This is a genomic window from Streptomyces chryseus (genome assembly GCF_014650755.1).
GTDB lineage: Bacteria > Actinomycetota > Actinomycetes > Streptomycetales > Streptomycetaceae > Streptomyces > Streptomyces chryseus.
The window spans coordinates 156,392-174,265 of record NZ_BMVO01000006.1 but is presented as its reverse complement, the minus strand read 5'-3'; the positions used below and the strand labels follow the sequence as shown (position 1 = coordinate 174,265).

17 protein-coding genes and 1 pseudogene are annotated in these 17,874 nt (G+C 75.6%); 13 read left to right on the top strand and 5 right to left on the bottom strand.

The annotated features are described in order from the left end of the window. Positions 1-32: 32 nt before the first annotated feature. Genes IE185_RS12955 through IE185_RS12940 form a run of 4 tightly spaced genes read left to right on the top strand, consistent with a single transcriptional unit; the run spans position 33 to position 4,126 of the window. Positions 33-683 carry a D-sedoheptulose-7-phosphate isomerase gene (locus tag IE185_RS12955; protein ID WP_138899271.1) on the top strand — a complete coding sequence of 217 codons (651 nt, stop codon included), beginning with the start codon at positions 33-35 and terminating at the stop codon, positions 681-683. Beyond that, positions 680-2,083: a D-glycero-beta-D-manno-heptose 1-phosphate adenylyltransferase gene (gene rfaE2 / locus IE185_RS12950; RefSeq protein WP_138908956.1), complete on the top strand. Its 1,404-nt coding sequence runs from the start codon at positions 680-682 to the stop codon at positions 2,081-2,083. Before IE185_RS12955 ends, rfaE2 begins: the two co-directional genes overlap by 4 nt. A 55-nt stretch (positions 2,084-2,138) precedes the next feature. After that, positions 2,139-3,209, top strand: coding sequence for a glycosyltransferase family 9 protein (locus IE185_RS12945; protein ID WP_189715157.1), 1,071 nt, complete (start codon positions 2,139-2,141; stop codon positions 3,207-3,209). Further along, positions 3,206-4,126 carry a glycosyltransferase family 2 protein gene (locus IE185_RS12940; RefSeq protein ID WP_138899188.1) on the top strand — a complete coding sequence of 307 codons (921 nt, stop codon included), beginning with the start codon at positions 3,206-3,208 and terminating at the stop codon, positions 4,124-4,126. The genes IE185_RS12945 and IE185_RS12940 overlap by 4 nt, the downstream gene beginning before the upstream one ends. A 67-nt stretch (positions 4,127-4,193) precedes the next feature. Here IE185_RS12940 and IE185_RS12935 read toward each other — a convergent pair whose 3' ends face one another. Further along, complete coding sequence (locus tag IE185_RS12935; RefSeq protein WP_138899189.1) at positions 4,194-5,462, bottom strand: MFS transporter; 1,269 nt, start codon at positions 5,460-5,462, stop codon at positions 4,194-4,196. Between the two features lie 628 nt (positions 5,463-6,090). Here IE185_RS12935 and IE185_RS12930 point away from each other — a divergent pair. The 6 genes and pseudogenes from IE185_RS12930 to IE185_RS12905 all read left to right on the top strand — a co-directional run. Next, the gene (locus IE185_RS12930) at positions 6,091-6,840 is read left to right on the top strand and encodes an SDR family oxidoreductase (protein WP_138899179.1); all 750 of its coding nucleotides are present in this window, start codon (positions 6,091-6,093) and stop codon (positions 6,838-6,840) included. Between the two features lie 69 nt (positions 6,841-6,909). Beyond that, positions 6,910-7,722 carry an SDR family oxidoreductase gene (locus IE185_RS12925; protein ID WP_138899178.1) on the top strand — a complete coding sequence of 271 codons (813 nt, stop codon included), beginning with the start codon at positions 6,910-6,912 and terminating at the stop codon, positions 7,720-7,722. Positions 7,723-7,876: 154 nt separating this feature from the next. Further along, complete coding sequence (locus IE185_RS12920; RefSeq protein WP_138907631.1) at positions 7,877-8,296, top strand: CBS domain-containing protein; 420 nt, start codon at positions 7,877-7,879, stop codon at positions 8,294-8,296. A 314-nt stretch (positions 8,297-8,610) separates the two neighbouring features. After that, positions 8,611-11,055, top strand: a complete 2,445-nt coding sequence (locus tag IE185_RS12915) for a glycoside hydrolase family 3 C-terminal domain-containing protein (protein ID WP_138898783.1) — start codon at positions 8,611-8,613, stop codon at positions 11,053-11,055. Between the two features lie 62 nt (positions 11,056-11,117). Next, positions 11,118-12,158 (top strand): LacI family DNA-binding transcriptional regulator, encoded by a 1,041-nt coding sequence (locus IE185_RS12910; RefSeq protein WP_138907629.1) that lies wholly within the window; start codon positions 11,118-11,120, stop codon positions 12,156-12,158. A 97-nt stretch (positions 12,159-12,255) separates the two neighbouring features. Then, positions 12,256-12,777, top strand: a pseudogene (locus IE185_RS12905) (family 1 glycosylhydrolase); the annotation flags it as partial. A 108-nt stretch (positions 12,778-12,885) separates the two neighbouring features. On the opposite strand, the gene IE185_RS12900 reads toward IE185_RS12905, so the two are convergent. The 4 genes from IE185_RS12900 to IE185_RS12885 form a co-directional block, all read right to left on the bottom strand. Beyond that, positions 12,886-13,062, bottom strand: coding sequence for a hypothetical protein (locus IE185_RS12900; RefSeq protein WP_167518280.1), 177 nt, complete (start codon positions 13,060-13,062; stop codon positions 12,886-12,888). 142 nt (positions 13,063-13,204) lie between these two features. Further along, positions 13,205-15,310 (bottom strand): xanthine dehydrogenase family protein molybdopterin-binding subunit, encoded by a 2,106-nt coding sequence (locus IE185_RS12895; protein WP_138896117.1) that lies wholly within the window; start codon positions 15,308-15,310, stop codon positions 13,205-13,207. 17 nt (positions 15,311-15,327) lie between these two features. Continuing rightward, positions 15,328-16,314 carry an FAD binding domain-containing protein gene (locus IE185_RS12890; protein WP_138896116.1) on the bottom strand — a complete coding sequence of 329 codons (987 nt, stop codon included), beginning with the start codon at positions 16,312-16,314 and terminating at the stop codon, positions 15,328-15,330. Next, positions 16,311-16,853 (bottom strand): 2Fe-2S iron-sulfur cluster-binding protein, encoded by a 543-nt coding sequence (locus tag IE185_RS12885; RefSeq protein ID WP_229843474.1) that lies wholly within the window; start codon positions 16,851-16,853, stop codon positions 16,311-16,313. The genes IE185_RS12890 and IE185_RS12885 overlap by 4 nt, the downstream gene beginning before the upstream one ends. A gap of 135 nt (positions 16,854-16,988) precedes the next feature. Between IE185_RS12885 and IE185_RS12880 the strand changes: the two genes are divergently transcribed. The 3 genes from IE185_RS12880 to IE185_RS12870 all read left to right on the top strand — a co-directional run bounded on the left by IE185_RS12880 (position 16,989) and on the right by IE185_RS12870 (position 17,853). Beyond that, the gene (locus IE185_RS12880; protein WP_138896115.1) at positions 16,989-17,360 is read left to right on the top strand and encodes a VOC family protein; all 372 of its coding nucleotides are present in this window, start codon (positions 16,989-16,991) and stop codon (positions 17,358-17,360) included. 15 nt (positions 17,361-17,375) lie between these two features. After that, complete coding sequence (locus IE185_RS12875; protein ID WP_138896114.1) at positions 17,376-17,570, top strand: hypothetical protein; 195 nt, start codon at positions 17,376-17,378, stop codon at positions 17,568-17,570. Positions 17,571-17,676: 106 nt separating this feature from the next. Beyond that, positions 17,677-17,853, top strand: a complete 177-nt coding sequence (locus IE185_RS12870) for a CsbD family protein (protein WP_138896113.1) — start codon at positions 17,677-17,679, stop codon at positions 17,851-17,853. Positions 17,854-17,874 lie beyond the last annotated feature (21 nt).

The following is a 17,874-nucleotide window of genomic DNA, read 5'->3' as shown; positions in this document are numbered from 1 at the left end:
GTCGTCCCCCGGACGCGGCACGCCCGGCCAGCATGAACGAATCCCTTGTACTCGATGCCGCGCACCGGCACTGCCAGTCGCTGCTGGACACGCTCACCGGCTTCCGCCACCGGAACCTCGGCCGCCTCGCGGCCTGGGGCACCGAACTCGCCGCCGTACTCCCGGTCGGCGGCCGGCTGCTCGCCGCGGGCAACGGCGGCAGCGCCGCCCAGGCCCAGCACCTGACGGCCGAGCTGGTGGGACGCTACCGGCAGGAGCGCCCCGCGTACTCGGCCATAGCCCTGCACGCCGAGACGTCCAGCGTGACGGCGATCGGCAACGACTACGGCTTCGACCAGGTGTTCGCCCGCCAGGTGTCCGCCCACGGCCGTCCCGGCGACATCCTGGTCCTCCTGTCGACCTCCGGCCGCAGCGCCAACCTGATCACGGCGGCGGTGACGGGCCGGGCCGCCGGACTGCGCGTATGGGCGCTGACGGGGCCGGGCCCCAACCCGCTGGCGGAGGCGGCCGACGAGGCGCTGTGCGTCGACGCGGACAGTACGGCCGCCGTGCAGGAGGCCCATCTGGTCGCCGTGCACGTGCTGTGCGAGTGCTTCGACGCGGCGGGCGGCGCACCCGCCCCGGCCGCCGGGGCGGGGGCCGGGGCCCGGCCCGGCGCCGCCGCGGAGCGGAGGCTCTCGTGACCGCGCCCAAGCCCCTGGTGGTCGTCGGGGACGTCCTGCTCGACGAGGACATCGAAGGCGTCTCGACCCGGCTGTCCCCGGACGCGCCCGCTCCCGTCGTCGACGTCACCGGCGACCGCAGCCATCCCGGCGGGGCCGGCCTCGCCGCCGCGCTGGCGGCCAGGGGCGGGCGCGAGGTGACCCTGGTGACCGCGCTCGGCGACGACCCGGCGAGCGAAGCGGTACGCCGGGCCCTGCGCGGCCGGGTGCGGCTGGTGGAGATCCCGCTGGAGGGCACGCTGCCGATCAAGACCCGGGTACTGGCCGGCGGCCGCCCCCTGGTGCGCATCGACCGGGGCGGCGGAACACCCGGCGAGCCCGACGACGCGGTGCGCGAGGCGCTGGCGCAGGCCCACGCCGTACTGGTGGCCGACTACGGGCGCGGTACCGCGAGTGCCGTACGGCCGCACCTGGAGGGTGCGGCCCGCCGCACACCCCTGGTGTGGGACCCCCACCCCAGCGGCGACGACCCCGTGCCGGGGGCCAGGATCGTCACCCCGAACGGCGCGGAGGCGTGCGCCCTGAGCCACGCCGACGGCCAGTCCCTGCGGGCCTACGCGCGGCGCGGCGGCGACCTGGCCGAGCGCTGGCGGGCCGCGGCCGTCGCCGTGACCCTGGGCGAGCGCGGCGTGCTGCTGACCCGCCCCGGCGCCGGTACGCCGATGCTCGTCCCGGCGCCGTACCGCGCCCAGGGCGATCCGTGCGGCGCGGGCGACTGCTTCGCCGCCGCCACGGCCGCCGCGCTCGCGGACGGGGCGCTCCCGGAGGAGGCCGTGCAGCGGGCCGTCGCCGAGGCCGCCGCCTTCGTGGCGGCCGGCGGCGCGGGCAACCCGGCGCTGTGGCGCACCGAGTCCGCGCCCGGCGCGCGGGACGAGGCCCCGGAGACCGACCCGTTCGCTCTCGCCGAACGGGTCAGGGCGCGCGGCGGCACGGTGGTCGCGACCGGCGGCTGCTTCGACCTGCTGCACGCCGGTCACGTCGGGCTGCTGGAGAGCGCCCGCCGGATCGGCGACTGCCTCATCGTGTGCGTCAACTCCGACGCCTCGCTCACCCGCCGCAAGGGACCGGGCCGCCCGCTCAACCCGGTGCGGGACCGGCTGCGGGTCCTCGCGGCGCTCGGCAGCGTCGACGCCGTCGCGGTCTTCGAGGAGGACACCCCCGCCGCGCTGCTCAGTCGGCTGCGCCCCGACGTCTGGGTGAAGGGCGGCGACTACTCCGTCGAGGACCTCCCCGAGGCGGAGGTGCTGCGCGCCTGGGGCGGGCAGGCCGTCGTCCTGCCGTACCTCGTCGGCCGCTCCACCACGCTGCTGGCCCACCGGGCCGCACAGGCCGCCGTACGGGTGGGACCCGCGTCGCCCTGAGACCCGGCCGGCCCCGCTCACGTACCGACGCCGACGAGGAGAGGCAGTCACCGACATGAGTGCCGAGAAGCGGACCCACCCGCTCACGCGCGGCGACGCCCCGGACCGTGCGCCCCGCCCGCGTGTGCTGGTGCTGCGGGCCCTGGGGCTCGGCGATCTGCTGACCGCAGTGCCCGCCCTGCGGGCACTGCGGCGCGGGCTGCCGGGCTACGAGGTGGTACTGGCCGCCCCCGAGCGGCTGGCGGACGCGGCGGAGGCGACCGGTCTGGTGGACCGGCTGCTGCCCGCGTCCGCCCAGGCCAGGGCCGTTCCCGCCGAGCTGGCGTGGGACGGGCCCGCGCCCGACGTCGCGGTGGACCTGCACGGCAACGGCCCGCCGAGCCACCTGCTGCTCCAACGACTGCGCCCGGCACGCCTCTTCGCGTACGCGCACCCCGACACCCCCGGCATCGCGGGCCCGTCGTGGCGGGCCGACGAACACGAACGGCACCGCTGGTGCCGGCTGCTCGACTGGTACGGGATACCGGCCGACCCGCGTGAGCTGTGGATCCCGCCGCCCACGGCCGTCTCCCCGGCCCCCGGCGCCGTTGTGGTGCACCCCGGCGCCGACGCGGCGGCCCGCCGCTGGCCGCGCGAGCGGTTCGCCGCCGTGGCGCAGGCGCTGCACCGCTCGGGACACGAGGTCGTGGTCACCGCCGGCGCGGGGGAGGGGCCGTCGGCCCGCCAGGTGGCGGCGGAGGCGGGGCTCGCGCCGGACGCGGTGGTGGGCGGCGCGGGCGACGTGCCGTTCGGCCTGCTCGCCGCGCTCGTGGACCGGGCCCGCTGCGTGATCGTCGGCGACACCGGACTCGCCCACCTCGCGTCGGCGCTCGCCACCCCGTCGGTCGTGCTGTTCGGCCCCGTCGCCCCGCGCCTGTGGGGCCCACCCGCGCGCGCCCGCCACCGGGTGCTGTGGCATCCGGACGGCGACGACTCGCCCCGCCCCGGGGACGCCCACGGCCCGCTGCCGGACGAACGGCTGCTGAGGATCACCGTCGAGGAGGTCGTCGAGGCGGTACGCGACCTGCCCGAGCCGGACCTGCGCAAAGCAGCCGGCCGGCCGCTGGTCCCGGAGGGCTCGTGGTGAGCGGGGAGGCCGCGCACCGCACCGGGCCCCGCCCCGTCGCGAGCGGGCGGCCGACGGACCGGCCCCGTACCGCGGTCGTGGTCATCACCAGGAACCGGCGCGCGAGCCTGCTGCGCACCCTGGACCGCCTGGCCGCACTGCCGGAACGGCCACCGGTCACCGTGGTCGACAACGGTTCCACGGACGGCACCGCCGAGGCGGTGCGCGCCCGCCATCCCGGCGTACACCTGCTCACCCCCGGCCGGAACCTGGCCGCCGCCGGGCGTACGTACGGGGCCGCCGCACTCGACACGCCGTACGTCGCCTTCAGCGACGACGACTCGTGGTGGGAGCCGGGCGCCCTCGACCGGGCCGCCGACGTGCTCGACAGCCACCCCCGGCTCGGTCTGGTGGCCGCCACCACGCTCGTGGGCCCGGACGCGCAGCCCGATCCGCTCAACGCGGAGCTGCGCGATTCGCCGCTCGGCCAGGAGCCGGACCTGCCCGGCCGGTCCGTGCTCGGCTTCCTCGCGTGCGCGGCCGTCGTGCGCCGGAAGGCGTTCCTGGAAGTGGGCGGGTTCCATCCGCTGCTGGGGGTCGGCGGTGAGGAGCAACTGCTCGCCATCGACCTCGACGCGCACGGGTGGGGCGTGGCGCACTGCCCCGGCGTCGTCGCCCGCCACGACCCGGACGCGGGCCCGCGCCCCGGCCGGCCGGTCCGGATGCGGCGCAACGAACTGCTCACCGCGTGGCTGCGGCGGCCGCTGCGCCAGGCCCTCGCCCGGTCGGTCCGGCTGGCCCTCGACAGCCGCGATGACCCCCAGGCCCGGCTGGCCCTGGCCCAGGCCGCCCGGCGGCTGCCCGCCGCCCTGGCGCGCAGGCGCCGGACGCCGCCCCGGGTGGAACGCCGGCTGCGCCTGCTGGAGAGGTCGTCGTGAGCCGGTGACATGGGACCGCCGCCGCCCGGTGGCCGGGCGGCGGCGGTCTTCCGCGGGGCGCTGTCCGTCAGGCGGCCGTGCCCAGGGCGGGCTGCCCGGCCAGGACCGGCCGCTCCGTCCGCACGATCACGGCGGAGGTCGTGCGGCGGCGGCGCAGCACGAAGCCCGCCCCGATCGTCCCGGCGATGATCAGACCGCCGGACACCAGCGCGCCCCGCGCCCCGGCCAGCTCCATCAGGAGGCCGAGCGCCGGCGGTCCCGCGAGACCCCACGACGTCTTGACGGTGCCCCAGACGCCGAGCACGCGGCCCCGCAGATGGGCCGGCGGGTCCGTCTGCAGGACGGTCGTCCCGGCGGTGTCGGAGACCGACTCGACCACCGCCATCGGCAGGACGAGGACCAGCAGCACGGCGAGCGACGGGGAGAATCCCGCCACCACCTGGAGCAGGGCGCCGACCGCCGCGAGCGTGCCCACGAGCCGCACGGACGGCTTGCGCAGCCGGGCGCCGAGGACGGCGCCCACGATGCCGCCGACCGCGAGCACGGTGGAGACGGTGCCGAAGGCCCCGGCGCCGCCCGCGAGCGGACCGGTGACGAGTACGGCCAGGGTGAGCCCGTAATTGCGGCCGAAGACCGCGCTGATCCCGGTGATGCCCGCGAGCGCGACCAGCCGGGGACGCCGCAGGAAGAACATGACGCCCTGCCGCACGGGCATGTCGTCGTCGCTGCCGTCCGCGTCGTGCGCACGCTCCCCGGCGGCGGGAGCGGGCTTGGCGCCCCGGACGGCGTTGTGCACCGGACGGAGGAAGGGGATGACGGCGGCCACGAAGAGGAACGAGAAACCGTTGGCGGCGTACGCGGCGGCCGTGCCCAGGAAGCCGACCGTGATACCCGCCAGAGCGGCGCCGGCGAGGCGGCCCGCGTTGTGCACGAGCGATCCCACGCCGATGGCGGAGGGAACGTCCTCGGTACGGACGAGATCGTTGCCCAGCAGTGAGCAGGCCGGTCCGTCGACGGTGGCGACGAGCCCCGTCACGGCGGCCAGCGTCATCAGGATCGCCAGGTTGAGCTGGTCCGTCGCGACCAGGACCGCCGTCAGGAACGCGACGGCGCCGAGCAGCCCCTGGCTCACGGCGGCCGTCAGCTTGCGGGGCCAACGGTCGACCGCCGCGCCGCCCGCGAGGCTCATGAGCAGGCCGGGAGCCGCCTGGACCGACATCGACAGTCCGGTGGCGGCGGCCGACCCGGTGATCTGGAGCACCAGCAGGTTCTGGACCGTCAGCTGCATCCAGGTACCGGCGTTCGACACGAAGTTGGCGACCGACCACCAGCGCATGCTGCGGTACCTGAGCGAACGCCACGGCGAGTGGTCGTCCGCCCGGCTCTTCGCGGGGAGGCCGAAGCGCCGGCGGCGGGCGGGCGCGACGGCGTCGAGGACGGGGGCAGGGCTGGGCGCGGGGCCCGCAGGCAAGGAAGGCACAGTGACTTACTCGGAAGACGAGCCGGGGCTCAAGTGGCGGAACGGCGGAAGCTCGTGACACCGGCTGCTCTGCGCGGCCGCTCCACCGGATCTGGGTCTGGGCCGTGCCCCGTGTCGGCGGTCTCGGCACGCCGGTCGGGGCGGGCGAGTCCTGCCTGGGCACGGCCTGGACCATCGTGGCAGAAGTGGTTCGCCAGGTGCGGGCGGGATGCTTCCGCGCCGGGACCCGCCGGGCCGCGATCCCGTACCCCGCAAGGGATCCGGCACTTCTGGTGGGCTTGCTCACAGGCGCCCGGCGCCCCTGCGCCGCGCCGCTCCCGCGGCCCGGCCACGTGAGCGCGACCACAGCCGGGGGGCGGGGGGCGAAGCGGCGTAGTCCGGCGTGCCGGGCGCGTCCCCGGGCCTCACAGTGGGACACGGAGCGGTTGCGCAGCGCACACATCTCTCCCGTCCGGCACGGCGGAAGACGACGGAAGGCAGCGGAATGGACAGCGCGGTACGGGTCGATCTTCACGGCAGGCAGGCGCTGGTCACCGGTGGCGCGCGGGGCCTGGGCGCCTCGATCGCGCGGAGGCTGGCCGGGGCCGGGGCCTCCGTGCTGGTGGCCGACGTGCGCAAGGACCTCGCGCGTGAACTCTGCAACGAACTCGGCGCGACGGGACCCGGCGACGCCCGGTTCGTCGAGATGGACGTCCGCGACGCCACCGCCGTCGCCGAGGTCTTCAAGGATCTGGAGGCCGAGGGGCAGGCGGTGGACATCCTGGTCAACAACGCGGCCGTCGACGTGTCCAAGCCCATCGAGCACCTGACGGCGGACGAGGTGACACGGGTCGTGACGACCAACCTGCTGGGACCGATGTACCTGTGCCTGGAGACCTACCGCCGCATGATCGCCCGTGGCGGCGGCCACATCGTCAACATCCTCTCCACGGCGGCGAACCGCACCTGGACCGAGGCCGGACCGTACGCGGCGGGCAAGTCGGGCCTGCGCGCCTTCACGCACACGCTGTTCAAGGAGGCGCAGCGGGACTGCCCCGGGATCGGCGTCACCGGCATCATCGCGGGCGGCATGGAGACACCGTTCATCATGGAGCGCTTCCCGGACGCCGACACCTCCATGCTGCAGAGCCCCGACATCGTGGCCGACACGGTGCTGTACGCCCTGTCCGTCCCGGCCGGCAGCGCGGTGTCGGAACTGGTCGTCGTACCGCGCCGGGAACCCTCCTGGCCCTGATCCGCCCTCGCTTCCCGTCCCCCCGACGGTCTGATCCCAGGCCGCTCCCCACACCAGGAGGTTCCGCACATGTCCAGCGCCGGGAACGCGGCAGCAGCGCCGGTCGCCGTCGTCACCGGCGCGGACTCCGGGATCGGGCGTGCCACGGCCGTCGCCCTCGCCGTACGGGGCATGGACGTCGGCATCACCTTCCACACCGACCGCCGGGGCGCGGAGGAGACCGCCCGGGAGGTGCGCGGGCACGGGCGCCGCGCGGCCGTCGCGGCCATGGACCTCACCGCGCTGCCGGACGCCGCCGACGCGGTCGACCGGCTGGCGGAGGAACTGGGCCGCATCGACGTCCTGGTCAACAACGCGGGGACGGGCACCGCCACACCGTTCCTCGACATCGACCTCGCTACCGTCCGCCATGTCGTCGACGTGGACATGATCGGCCCCTTCCTGTGCGCCCAGCGGGCGGCCCGCCGCATGATCCGGCAGGGCGGCGGCGGCAGGATCGTCAACGTCACCTCGGTCCACGAGAGCGCGCCCCGCGTCGGCGCCGCGCCGTACTGCGCGGCCAAGGGCGGCCTCGGCGTGCTGACGCAGGTGATGGCCCTGGAGCTCGCCGAGCACGGCATCACCGTCAACGCCGTCGCCCCCGGCGAGATCGCCACGCCGATGACCGGCCAGGAGGACACGGATGTACGCGCGGAGGTACGCCGCGGCGTACCCCTGGGGCGGCCCGGCGACGCACGGGAGGTCGCCGCCGTCATCGCCTTCCTCGCGAGCCCGGACGCCTCCTACGTCACGGGCGCCTCGTGGCAGGTGGACGGCGGCATGCTGCGGATGGGGCCCATGGCGGGCTCCCACCTGGACGACGACTCCTGGCGCCGTCCCTGAACTCCCGCGGCTGGATGACACCGCGCAACCCGGGAAGAAGGCCGGGGGTTCCCCGGGAGGCACCGAGCCGCCCGGCGCTTGGGCGGACAGTGCGTGGGTACCCGCTCGTACAGTGGGGGCCGCGGCTGGCGCCGCCCGTTCAGTGGAGGACCCGATGGGTCAGCAGGTTCGCGAGATCATGACGAGCGCCCCGGCCACCGTGGGCGTGCTCACGGCGGTGAGCGAGGTCGCGCACCGGATGCGCGAGGAGAACATCGGCGTGGTCCTGGTCGCGGAGGGCGACGAGCTGCGCGGCCTGGTCACCGACCGGGACCTCGTGGTGCGGGTGCTCGCCGAGGGGAAGGCCCCGGGGGAGACCACGGTCCGGGACGTCTGCAGCACCGATCTCGTCACCGTCGCGCCCGGCGACGAGGTCGACGACGCCATCCGGCTGATGCGGGAGAACGCGCTGCGCCGGCTGCCCGTGGTCGAGGGCTCCACCGCCGTGGGCATCGTGTCCCTGGGCGATCTGGCCATCGAGCGCGATCCCACGTCCGCGCTCGGAGACGTGAGCGCCGCCGCGCCCAACACGTGACCGGCCGGCGGCCCTGCGCTTCCGTTGCCCGAACTTGCCTCAACCCCGCCCGTCGCGCCGCTCAGGTGACGGGACCTGGTGCGGGACCCGGCTGCGGACCGGGGCCGGGCGCGGGGGTCGGGTTCGGCGGGACGGGATCGTTCGGCGGTGTGCCCAGGAGAAACCCCAGCAGAGGTGACGGAGTCCGTTCCTCCGGCGCGTCCCCCGGCGCCGCCGCGGCAAACGGGCCGGTGATCCGTTGACAGTTCCGTCCCGGCTTGGCCATTCTCTCGGAGAGCGCTCTCCAAGGTGGCGGGCGCGGGGGAGGCGGACCCATGACGGAAGAAGAACTCGACCGGCTGCTCGGCAAACTCTCCCTCGGGGAGAAGGTGCGCATGCTGACCGGGGCGACGACCTGTCGCACCCACGCCGAACCGGCGGCCGGCCTCGCGCCGATGGTGCTCTCCGACGGACCCGCCGGCGTACGCGGCGAGGCATGGGACGAGCGGGACACCTCCGCGCTGCTGCCCTGCGCGTCGGCGCTCGGCGCGCTGTGGGACGAGGGTCTGGTCGAGCGGCTGGGCGGCCTGCTGGCGGCCGAGGCCCGGCGCAAGGGGGTGGACGTCGTACTCGCTCCCACCCTCAACCTCCACCGCTCGCCCCTGGGCGGCCGCCACTTCGAGTGCTTCTCCGAGGACCCGGAACTCACCGGCCGCACCGGGGCCGCGCTGATCCGGGGCATCCAGGCGCACGGCATCGCCGCCACGGCCAAGCACTACGTCGCGAACGAGGCGGAGACCGAACGGCTGACCGTGGACGTCCGCGTCGGCGAACGCGCCCTGCGCGAGGTCTACCTCGCGCCCTTCGCCGCCGCGGTCGCCGCCGGCGTCCGGCTGGTCATGGCCGGGTACAACGGCGTCAACGGCGCCACCATGACGGAGAACGCGCTCCTCACCGAGCCGCTCAAGGGGGAGTGGGGCTTCGACGGCGTCGTCGTCTCCGACTGGGGCGCGGTCCGCGGCACCACGGCGTCCGCCCTGTCCGGCCTCGACCTGGTCATGCCCGGGCCCGGCGGCGCCTGGGGTGACGCACTGGTCACGGCGGTCGACGCGGGCCTCGTCCCGGTCGAGACCGTGGACGACAAGGTCAGGCGCCTGCTGCGGCTGGCCGGCCGCGTCGGGGCCCTGGGCGGGCCCGCCGCGCCGCCCGCGTCGCCGCCGGGCCCCGGCGACGTACGGCGGCTGCTGCGGCGCACCGTCGCCGCGAGCGCGGTCCTGCTGCGCAACGACGGTGTACTGCCGCTGGACCCCGGGACGGCCGGCACGGTCGCGGTGATCGGGGCGCCGGCCACCCGGCCGAGGACCCAGGGGGGCGGCAGCGCCGGGGTCTTCCCGCAGGGCGTTACGACGCCGCTCGACGGCATCCGCGAAGCCCTCGCCGGGCGGGCCCGCGTCGTCCACGCCCCGGGTCCCGCCGTCGAGCGACTGCCGCCGCCGCTGGGGACCGACGGGTGCCGCGACCCCCGCGGCGGGCTGCCCGGGGTGCTGGTGCGCACGCTGGACGCGCGGGGCCGCGAGCTGTACGCCGGACAGGGCCTCTCGGGGCGGCAGTTGGAGCCCCCCACGCCGCCCGGCGCCCGCACCGTGGAGATCAGCGCGGTCCTGACGCCGGACGCGGGGGGCGCATGGACCTTCGGCGTCGGCGGGTTCGGGCGCATGAGCCTGACCGTCGACGACCGGGTCCTCGTCGACGGCGTGTTCCCCCGCGCGACGGACGACCCGGCCGCAGTCCACGTCAGCCCCCCGTGCCAGTACGGCGGCCTGCGGCTGGAGGCCGGGCGCGCGGTGCGCGTGGTCGCCCGGCGCGAACTCGCGCCGGGCACCGGCCGCGCCACCCTCCTGGCCGGCGGGCCGCCCGCCCCCGACCCCGCCGCGGCGATCAGGGAGGCGGCCGACGCGGCCCGCGCCGCCGACACGGCCGTCGTGTTCGTCGCCACCGCGCGGGACGGCGAGTCCGAGGGGCAGGACCGCACCGGCCTGGGTCTGCCCGGCGCGCAGGACGCGTTGGTGCGGGCGGTCACCCGGGCCAACGCCCGCACGGTGGTCGTGGTCAACGCCGGCGGCCCGGTCGAGATGCCGTGGCGCGACGCGGCCGCGGCGGTGCTCCTGGCCTGGTTCCCCGGCCAGGAGGCGGGCGCCGGCATCGCGGACGTCCTGTGCGGCGCCGCCGAGCCCGGCGGGCGGCTGCCGACCACGTGGGGCGCGGCTCTCGACGACGTACCGGTCACCGGGACCCGCCCCGAGGGCGGCGCCCTTGACTACGCCGAGGGCCTCCACATCGGTCACCGGGCCTGGCTGCGCGCGGGGCGCCGGCCCGCCTACTGGTTCGGGCACGGACTCGGTTGGACCACCTGGGCGTACGAGGCGGCGGCCGTCGACGGGCCGGCGCCCGACGGCTCCTTCACGGTCCGCGCCCGGGTGCGCAACACGGGCCCCAGACGCGGCAGGGAGGTCGTCCAGGTGTACCTCGCGAAGCCGGACTCGGCCGTGGAGCGCCCCCACCGCTGGTTCGCCGGGTACGCCGCCGTCGACACCGGCCCCGGCGAGGCGGCGACCGCGCACATCACCGTGGCGGCGCGGGCGCTGCGGCACTGGTCCGTCGCCGACGGCGGCTGGCGCGTGGAGCCCGGCGCGTACCAGGTGCTCGTGGGACCGTCCGCCGGAGAACTGCCGCTGTCCGCGACGCTCGACACCGCAGAGCCCCCCGTCGCACGCCCCTGACCTCGCCGTCCGGTCCCGGAGAGCGCTCCCGCGCCGCGCCGTACGGCCGGTAGGGTGCGGACATGACCAGAAAGGCGCCCACCCTCGAGGACGTGGCGCGGGAGGCGGGCGTCTCCCGGGCGACCGTCTCCCGCGTCGTCAACGGCATCCGCAACGTGGACCCCGCCATCCGGGAGACGGTACGGGAGGCCATCGCGCGCAGCGGTTACACCCCGAACCGCGCAGCCCGGTCCCTGGTGACCCGGCGCGCCGGGACCGTCGCCCTGGTCGTCTCCGGCGCGGGCGACGACACCGGCGGCGAGCAGAACGAGTTCGCCGCGCGGGCGCTCGCCGACCCGTTCTTCGGCCGCGTGGTCAGCGGCGTCGTCGGCTTCCTGCGCCCGCGCTCGATGCACCCGGTGCTGATGTTCGCCGAGTCCGAGGACGCCCGCCAGCAGGTGCTCGCGTACCTGCGGCAGGGCAGCGCCGACGGCGCTCTGGTCTTCTCCACGCACGCCGAGGACCCCCTGCCGGGCCTCCTGGCGGCCGAGAGCCTGCCCTGTGTGCTGTTCGCGCGTCCCGCCCGTCCGGCTCCGGTCACGTACGTCGACCTGGACCACCGCGAGGGCGGGCGGCTGGCCGCCGAGCACCTGCTGGCACGCGGCTGCCGCCGTGCCGCCACGATCGCGGGCCCGCTGGACCTGCCGGCGGCCCAGGACCGCCTCTCCGGGTTCCAGGACACGATGGCGCGCCACGGCCACCCCTACGTCCCGATCGCCGAGGGCGGCTTCACCCTCGACAGCGGGGCCTCGGCCATGACGCGGCTGCTGGCCGAACACCCCGACACCGACGGAGTGTTCGCGGCGAACGACCTGATGGCCCAGGGGGTCTGCCAGGCGCTGCGCGCGAGCGGCCGGCGCGTGCCGCAGGACGTGGCCGTGGTCGGTTTCGACGACTCCAGCGCGGCGCTCGCCTGCCTCCCGCCGCTGACCACCGTCCGCCAGCCGATGGAGGAGATGGCGGCGGCGATGGCGCGGCTCCTCCAGGAGCACATCGAGGGGAAACGGACCGAGCCGACGTCGGTGATCTTCGCACCCGAGCTCGTGCGCCGCGAGTCGGCGTAGCGCGAGCGCCCGGCCCCTCCCGCCGGGGAGGGCGGGAGGAGCCGGGCAGGGGGTGCGGGGCCGACAGGCCGTGCGGCGGCCGGTGGGTCAGGGCAGGCGCACCACCATCGCGCAGCCGCTGGACTGGCTGGGGCTGAACTACTACTTCCCGGCCGTGGTGACCGACGACCCGGACGGCCCGTACCCCTTCGCGCGGCAGATCCGCCGGTCCGGCGTGCCGCGCACGGGCATGGACTGGGAGGTCGACGCGGGGGGCATCGAGACCCTGCTGATGCGCCTCACCGACGAGTACGGCGCACGCAGGCTCTACGTGACCGAGAACGGGTCCGCGTACCCGGACACGGTGCTCGCCGACGGCACCATCGACGACCGCGAGCGCACCGCGTACCTGCGGGAGCACCTGGCCGCCTGCGCACGCGCGGTACGGCGGGGCGCGCCGCTCGCCGGCTACTACGCCTGGTCCCTGCTGGACAACTTCGAGTGGGCGTACGGCTACGACAAGCGCTTCGGCCTGGTCCACGTCGACTACGCGACCCAGCGCCGCACGATCAAGGGAAGCGGACACCACTACGCCGGGATCATCGCCGAGCACCGCACGCGCGGCGCCCGCGCGGCCTGACGCACGCGAGCGGCCCGGGGCGGGGTTCCAGCGGCCCGCCCCGGGCCTGTTCCCGTCAACTGCCTGTGCTCCGGGCGTCCTTTCGGTGCCTGTGGCGCCCTCGGCCCGTCACCGCCGGCGGCCCCGGGCCGACCACCCGGCGCCCAGGCCCGCCACGTGCAGGGCCAGCAGGGCGAGCCCGACGAGCATGAGGCTCGTCGGACCGAAGATCGTTTCCGTCGACGTCTCGGTCGCGTGAATGATGAAGGCGATGACGAAGACCACCGCCGCCGCGATTGCCAGCATGTTCTTCTCCTGCCGCTCGACGGCGCGTCACACACGGTCCGGTGGCTGCGCCGCTGACAGCCTTGTGCCCCGGCGCGTGCCGCTCATGCCTCGCACACGACACGGCCGCCCGGACCGCGCCGGGTGCCGCCGGGCGGCCCCTTCAGCGCGCCGGACCGACGTGCGGCAGCACCTTGTCGGGCGTCAGCGGCAGGTCCCGCAACCGCGCTCCCGTCGCGTGGTGGACGGCGTTGGCGATGGCCGCCGCCGTGCCGACGATGCCGATCTCGCCGATGCCCTTGCTGCCCATCGGGTTGAGGTGCGGATCGTCCTCGTCGACCCAGTGCGCCTCGATCGACCGCACGTCCGCGCACGCGGGCACGTGGTACGACGCCAGATCGTGCTCCGCGAAGTCCCCGAACGCGGGGTCCATCGTGCTGTGCTCCGTCAGCGCCATGCCGATGCCCATCGTCATCCCGCCGATGAACTGGGAGCGCGCCGTACGCGGGTTGAGGACGCGCCCCGCGGCGTACACGCCCAGGAGGCGGCGTACACGGACCTCGCCCGTCACCGTGTCGGCCTGGACCTCCGCGAAGTGGGCGCCGAACGCGTGCCGCGCGTACGGCGGATCCTCCGCCAGCTCCCGCTCGGTGTCCGCCGTCGCGGTGATCCCCCCGGCCGGTACGCCGCCCGGGCTCTCCCGCAGCCGCTCCGCCAGGAGCGCGCACGCCTTGTGCACCGCCCAGCCCCACGACGCCGTGCCCGACGAGCCGCCCGCGAGCGGCGCCACCGGCAGGTCGCTGCTGCCGATCTCGACGCGCACCGACTCCAGGGGCGCGTCCAGCACGTCGGCGGCGATCTGCGCCAGCACCGTACGGGCCCCGGTGCCGATGTCGGTGGCGTTGACCCGGACGAGGTACGTGCCGTCGGGGGCGGCGTGCGCGGTGGCGGCGGACGGGCTGACCAGCACGGGGTAGGTGGCCGCCGCGACCCCGGTGCCGAGCAGCAGGTCGCCGTCGCGGCGGACGCCGGGCCGCGGGTCGCGCTCCTCCCAGCCGAAGCGCCGCGCTCCCTCCCGCAGGCACTCGGCCAGGTGACGGCTGCTGAACGGGCTGCCGCTGTCGGGCTCGGTCTCCGGTTCGTTGCGCAGGCGCAGTTCCACCGGGTCGATCCCGGCGGCCACGGCGAGTTCGTCCATCGCCGACTCCAGGGCGTACATGCCGGACGCCTCGCCCGGAGCACGCATCCACGACGGGGACGGCACGTCCAGCGCGACGACCCGGTGACCGGTGCGGCTGTGCGGCGAGGTGTACATGACCCGGGCCGGTACGGCGGCCTGCTCCACGAACTCCTTGACCGTCGAGGTCTGCGTGACGACCTCGTGCGCGAGCGCGGTGATCACGCCGTCCGCGCCGGCCCCCAGCCGCACCCGCTGCACGGTCGGCGCGCGGTGGCCCACCACCGCCGCGAGCTGGCGGCGGGGGAGCGCCAGCTTGACGGGGCGCCCGGTGTGCCGCGCGGCCATGGCGGCCAGCACCACCTGCGGGCGGGGCGTGCCCTTGGAGCCGAACCCGCCGCCGACATGCTCGGAGACGACGGTGATCTGCCGCTTCTCCAGAGCGAAGACCTGCGCCAGCGCGTCGCGCACCTTGGTGGACCCCTGGCTGGAGTCGTACACGGTCAGCCGGCCGTCGTCCCACCGGGCGGTCGAGGCGTGCGGCTCCATCGGGTGGTTGTGCTGCGCGCTCATGGTGTACGTCGCGTCGACGCGCACGGCGGCCGCCGGACAGGCCGTGTCGAAGTCGCCGCGTTCCCGGACGGCCGGGACGCCGCTGTTCGCCTCCTCCGGCGTGTAGAGACCCGGATGGCCGGTGGTCAGCGTGACGTCGTGCTCCTCGGCCGCGTACTCGACGCGCAGCGCCTCGGCCGCCGCCGCGGCGTTCTCCGGCGTGTCGGCGACCACCAGGGCGACGTACCAGCCGCGGTGCGGCACCCGGTCGTTCTGGAGGACCGCGAGGATCGGGTCGTCCGGCTCCTTCAGCCGGGGCGCGTTCTCGTGGCTGAGCACGGCGTGCACGCCCGGCAGGGCCAGCACCTCGTCGTCGTGGACGGCGGTCACCCGCCCGCGTGCGACGGTCGCCGGCACGGGTACGGCGTAGGCGCAGCCAGGCGGGGTGTGCTCCGCCCCGTAGCGTGCGGCGCCGGTGACCTTGGCGCGGGCCTCCGCGCGGACGGCGGGTGTGCCGAGGGGGCTGTGTGCGTGCGTCATGACGGGGTGTCACGTCCTCAGGTACGGGAAGCGAGCTCGGCCAGCACGCTGATGGCGAGGTTGCGGGCGAGCGGCACCTTGAAGCCGTTGTCGCGCAGCGGCTCGGCCGCGGCGAGTTCGGCGTCGGCCGCCCGGGCGTACGTCTCCTCGGTGGCGGGCGCCCCGCGCAGCACCTCTTCCGCGGCCCGGCCACGCCAGGGCACGTGCGCGAGCCCGCCGAACGCGAGGGCGGCGTCCCGCACGACACCGCTCTCGACGCGCAGGACGGCGGCGACGGACGCGAGAGCGAAGGCGTACGAGGTGCGGTCGCGCGCCTTGCGGTAGCCGCACTGGGTGCCGGGCAGGACGGGCGGCAGGGTGACCCCGGTGATCAGTTCGCCCGTACGGACGACGGTGTCCTGGTCGGGGCGGTCGCCCGGCAGCCGGTGGAAGCCGGTGACGGGGACGGCGCGGGTGCCCTGCGGGCCGCTCAGGTGGACGGTGGCGTCGAGGGCGGCCAGTGCGACGGCCATGTCGGAGGGGTGGGTGGCGACGCAGTGCTCGGAGTGGCCGAGCACCGCGAGGTCGCGGTGCACGCCGTCACGGGCCGGGCATCCGGTGCCGGGAGTGCGTTTGTTGCAGGGCTTCGAGGTGTCCTGGAAGTACGTGCAGCGGGTGCGCTGCAGCAGGTTCCCGCCGGTCGTCGCCACGTTGCGCAACTGCCCCGAGGCGCCGGAGAGCAGGGCCTGCGACAGGGCGGCGTACCGCGTGCGGACGGCCGGGTGGGCGGCCAGGTCGCTGTTGCGCACGGTCGCGCCGATGTGCAGCCCGCCGTCGGGCGTCTCCTCGATCCCGTCCAGCGGCAGCCGGCTGACGTCGATGAGCAGGTCCGGGGCCGCGACCCCGAGCTTCATCAGGTCCACCAGGTTCGTGCCACCGCCGAGGTACTGCGCCCGCTCGTGGCCGGCGAAGGCGTCGACCGCCTCCTCGGCGCTCTCGGCGCGGAAGTACGCGAACGGCTTCACGGCGCCACCTCACCGATCGCGTCGACGATGTTCGGATAGGCGCCGCAGCGGCAGATGTTGCCGCTCATGCGTTCGCGGATCTCGTCCGGCGTGAGGGCGGCGGGAGCGCCGGGGGAGTGATGGGGGGACGTGACGTACGAGGGATGCCCTTCGGCGGCCTCGGCCAGCATCCCGACGGCCGAGCAGATCTGCCCCGGCGTGCAGTAGCCGCACTGGAGGGCGTCCCGCCCGACGAACGCCTCCTGGACCGGGTGGAGGGTCTCGCCCTCGGCGAGGCCCTCCACGGTGGTGACGCGCGCGCCGTCGTGGGCGGCGGCGAGCAGCAGACAGCTGTTGGCGCGCCGGCCGTCGACGATCACGGTGCACGCCCCGCACTGGCCGTGGTCGCAGCCCTTCTTCGCCCCCGTCAGACGCAACCGCTCGCGCAGGGCGTCGAGGAGGGTGGTGCGGTGGTCGAGCATGAGGGTGTGCGGGGTGCCGTTGACGTGCAGGGTGAGGACAGAGCTGTGCGCGTTCTCCTGCTGGCTGGTTGGCTCCACTCCGTGGCACCTTTCCGGTCCGGAGACATCGCTTCGCACCTCTTCCTATCAAAATGTTCCGCCCGGCGCGTTCCGGTTCAACGGGGCCTCGGCGGGGTACCGGGGTGGGACGCAAGCCCGAGCAAGGAGGTCGCAATGGCCATCGCGAAGTACGGCCTCGTGGCCGTGGACTGTCCGGACCCGCAGGCACTCGCCGGCTTCTACGCCGCGGTGCTGGGCGGCGACGTGAAGCAGAACACCGAGGACTGGTACGACCTGTACCTGCCCGACGGGCCCCGCATCGCCTTCCAGCGGGCCCCGGGGCACCGGCCGCCGGATTGGCCGCGGGCCGACGACAACTCGCAGCAGATGCATCTGGACTTCGACGTCCCCGACATCGAGGCGGCGCAGACGCAGGTGCTCGCACTCGGCGCCACGCCGCTCGATCTGGACGACGAGGACGGGAAGCGGGGCTTTCGGGTGTACGCCGATCCGGCGGGTCACCCGTTCTGCCTCTGCCGCGCCTAGGGAGGACCGAGGACCATGAGCGACTCGTACACGCAGGACCCGGAGGACAACGGCAAGCCCGTGCCGCGCGACCTGCCCGACCAGCAGGCCCCGGACGGCGAGGACTCGCCGAACGAGGCGGGCCGACCCGCCGCGCGGGACGACCACGACGACGGCGACCAGGCGTCCGCCGCCGGCCAGGAGCCGGCCCCGGAGGAGCCGACCGGCTGAACGGGCGCGATGTCACGCGGCGTCCCGGATTGCAGGCGGACGGTGACCGGCGCAAGGTGGGTGAGCCAGGTGAAAGTCACCTCCGATCTCTGGAAGGAACACCCTCGTGAGCAAGGCAAAGGCGAAGGCGAAGCAGGTCAAGGGCAAGTTGAAGGAAACGGCGGGCAGGGTCAAGGACGACCCGGCCATGGAGGCCGAGGGCCGCGGCGAGCAGCTGCGGGGCAAGACCCAGGAAACCGTCGCGAAGACCGGCGACCGGGTGAAGAGGTCGGCCGCGAAGTAGCGCGGCACCGCACTGAGCGGG

Coding starts and splice junctions, on each gene's coding strand:
- IE185_RS12955 (WP_138899271.1), top strand. CDS start 33: ATGAACGAATCCCTTGTACTCGATGCCGCGCACCGGCACTGCCAGTCG.
- IE185_RS12945 (WP_189715157.1), top strand. CDS start 2,139: ATGAGTGCCGAGAAGCGGACCCACCCGCTCACGCGCGGCGACGCCCCG.
- IE185_RS12935 (WP_138899189.1), bottom strand. CDS start 5,462: ATGCGCTGGTGGTCGGTCGCCAACTTCGTGTCGAACGCCGGTACCTGG.
- IE185_RS12930 (WP_138899179.1), top strand. CDS start 6,091: ATGGACAGCGCGGTACGGGTCGATCTTCACGGCAGGCAGGCGCTGGTC.
- IE185_RS12925 (WP_138899178.1), top strand. CDS start 6,910: ATGTCCAGCGCCGGGAACGCGGCAGCAGCGCCGGTCGCCGTCGTCACC.
- IE185_RS12920 (WP_138907631.1), top strand. CDS start 7,877: ATGGGTCAGCAGGTTCGCGAGATCATGACGAGCGCCCCGGCCACCGTG.
- IE185_RS12915 (WP_138898783.1), top strand. CDS start 8,611: ATGACGGAAGAAGAACTCGACCGGCTGCTCGGCAAACTCTCCCTCGGG.
- IE185_RS12910 (WP_138907629.1), top strand. CDS start 11,118: ATGACCAGAAAGGCGCCCACCCTCGAGGACGTGGCGCGGGAGGCGGGC.
- IE185_RS12900 (WP_167518280.1), bottom strand. CDS start 13,062: ATGCTGGCAATCGCGGCGGCGGTGGTCTTCGTCATCGCCTTCATCATT.
- IE185_RS12895 (WP_138896117.1), bottom strand. CDS start 15,310: ATGACGCACGCACACAGCCCCCTCGGCACACCCGCCGTCCGCGCGGAG.
- IE185_RS12880 (WP_138896115.1), top strand. CDS start 16,989: ATGGCCATCGCGAAGTACGGCCTCGTGGCCGTGGACTGTCCGGACCCG.
- IE185_RS12875 (WP_138896114.1), top strand. CDS start 17,376: ATGAGCGACTCGTACACGCAGGACCCGGAGGACAACGGCAAGCCCGTG.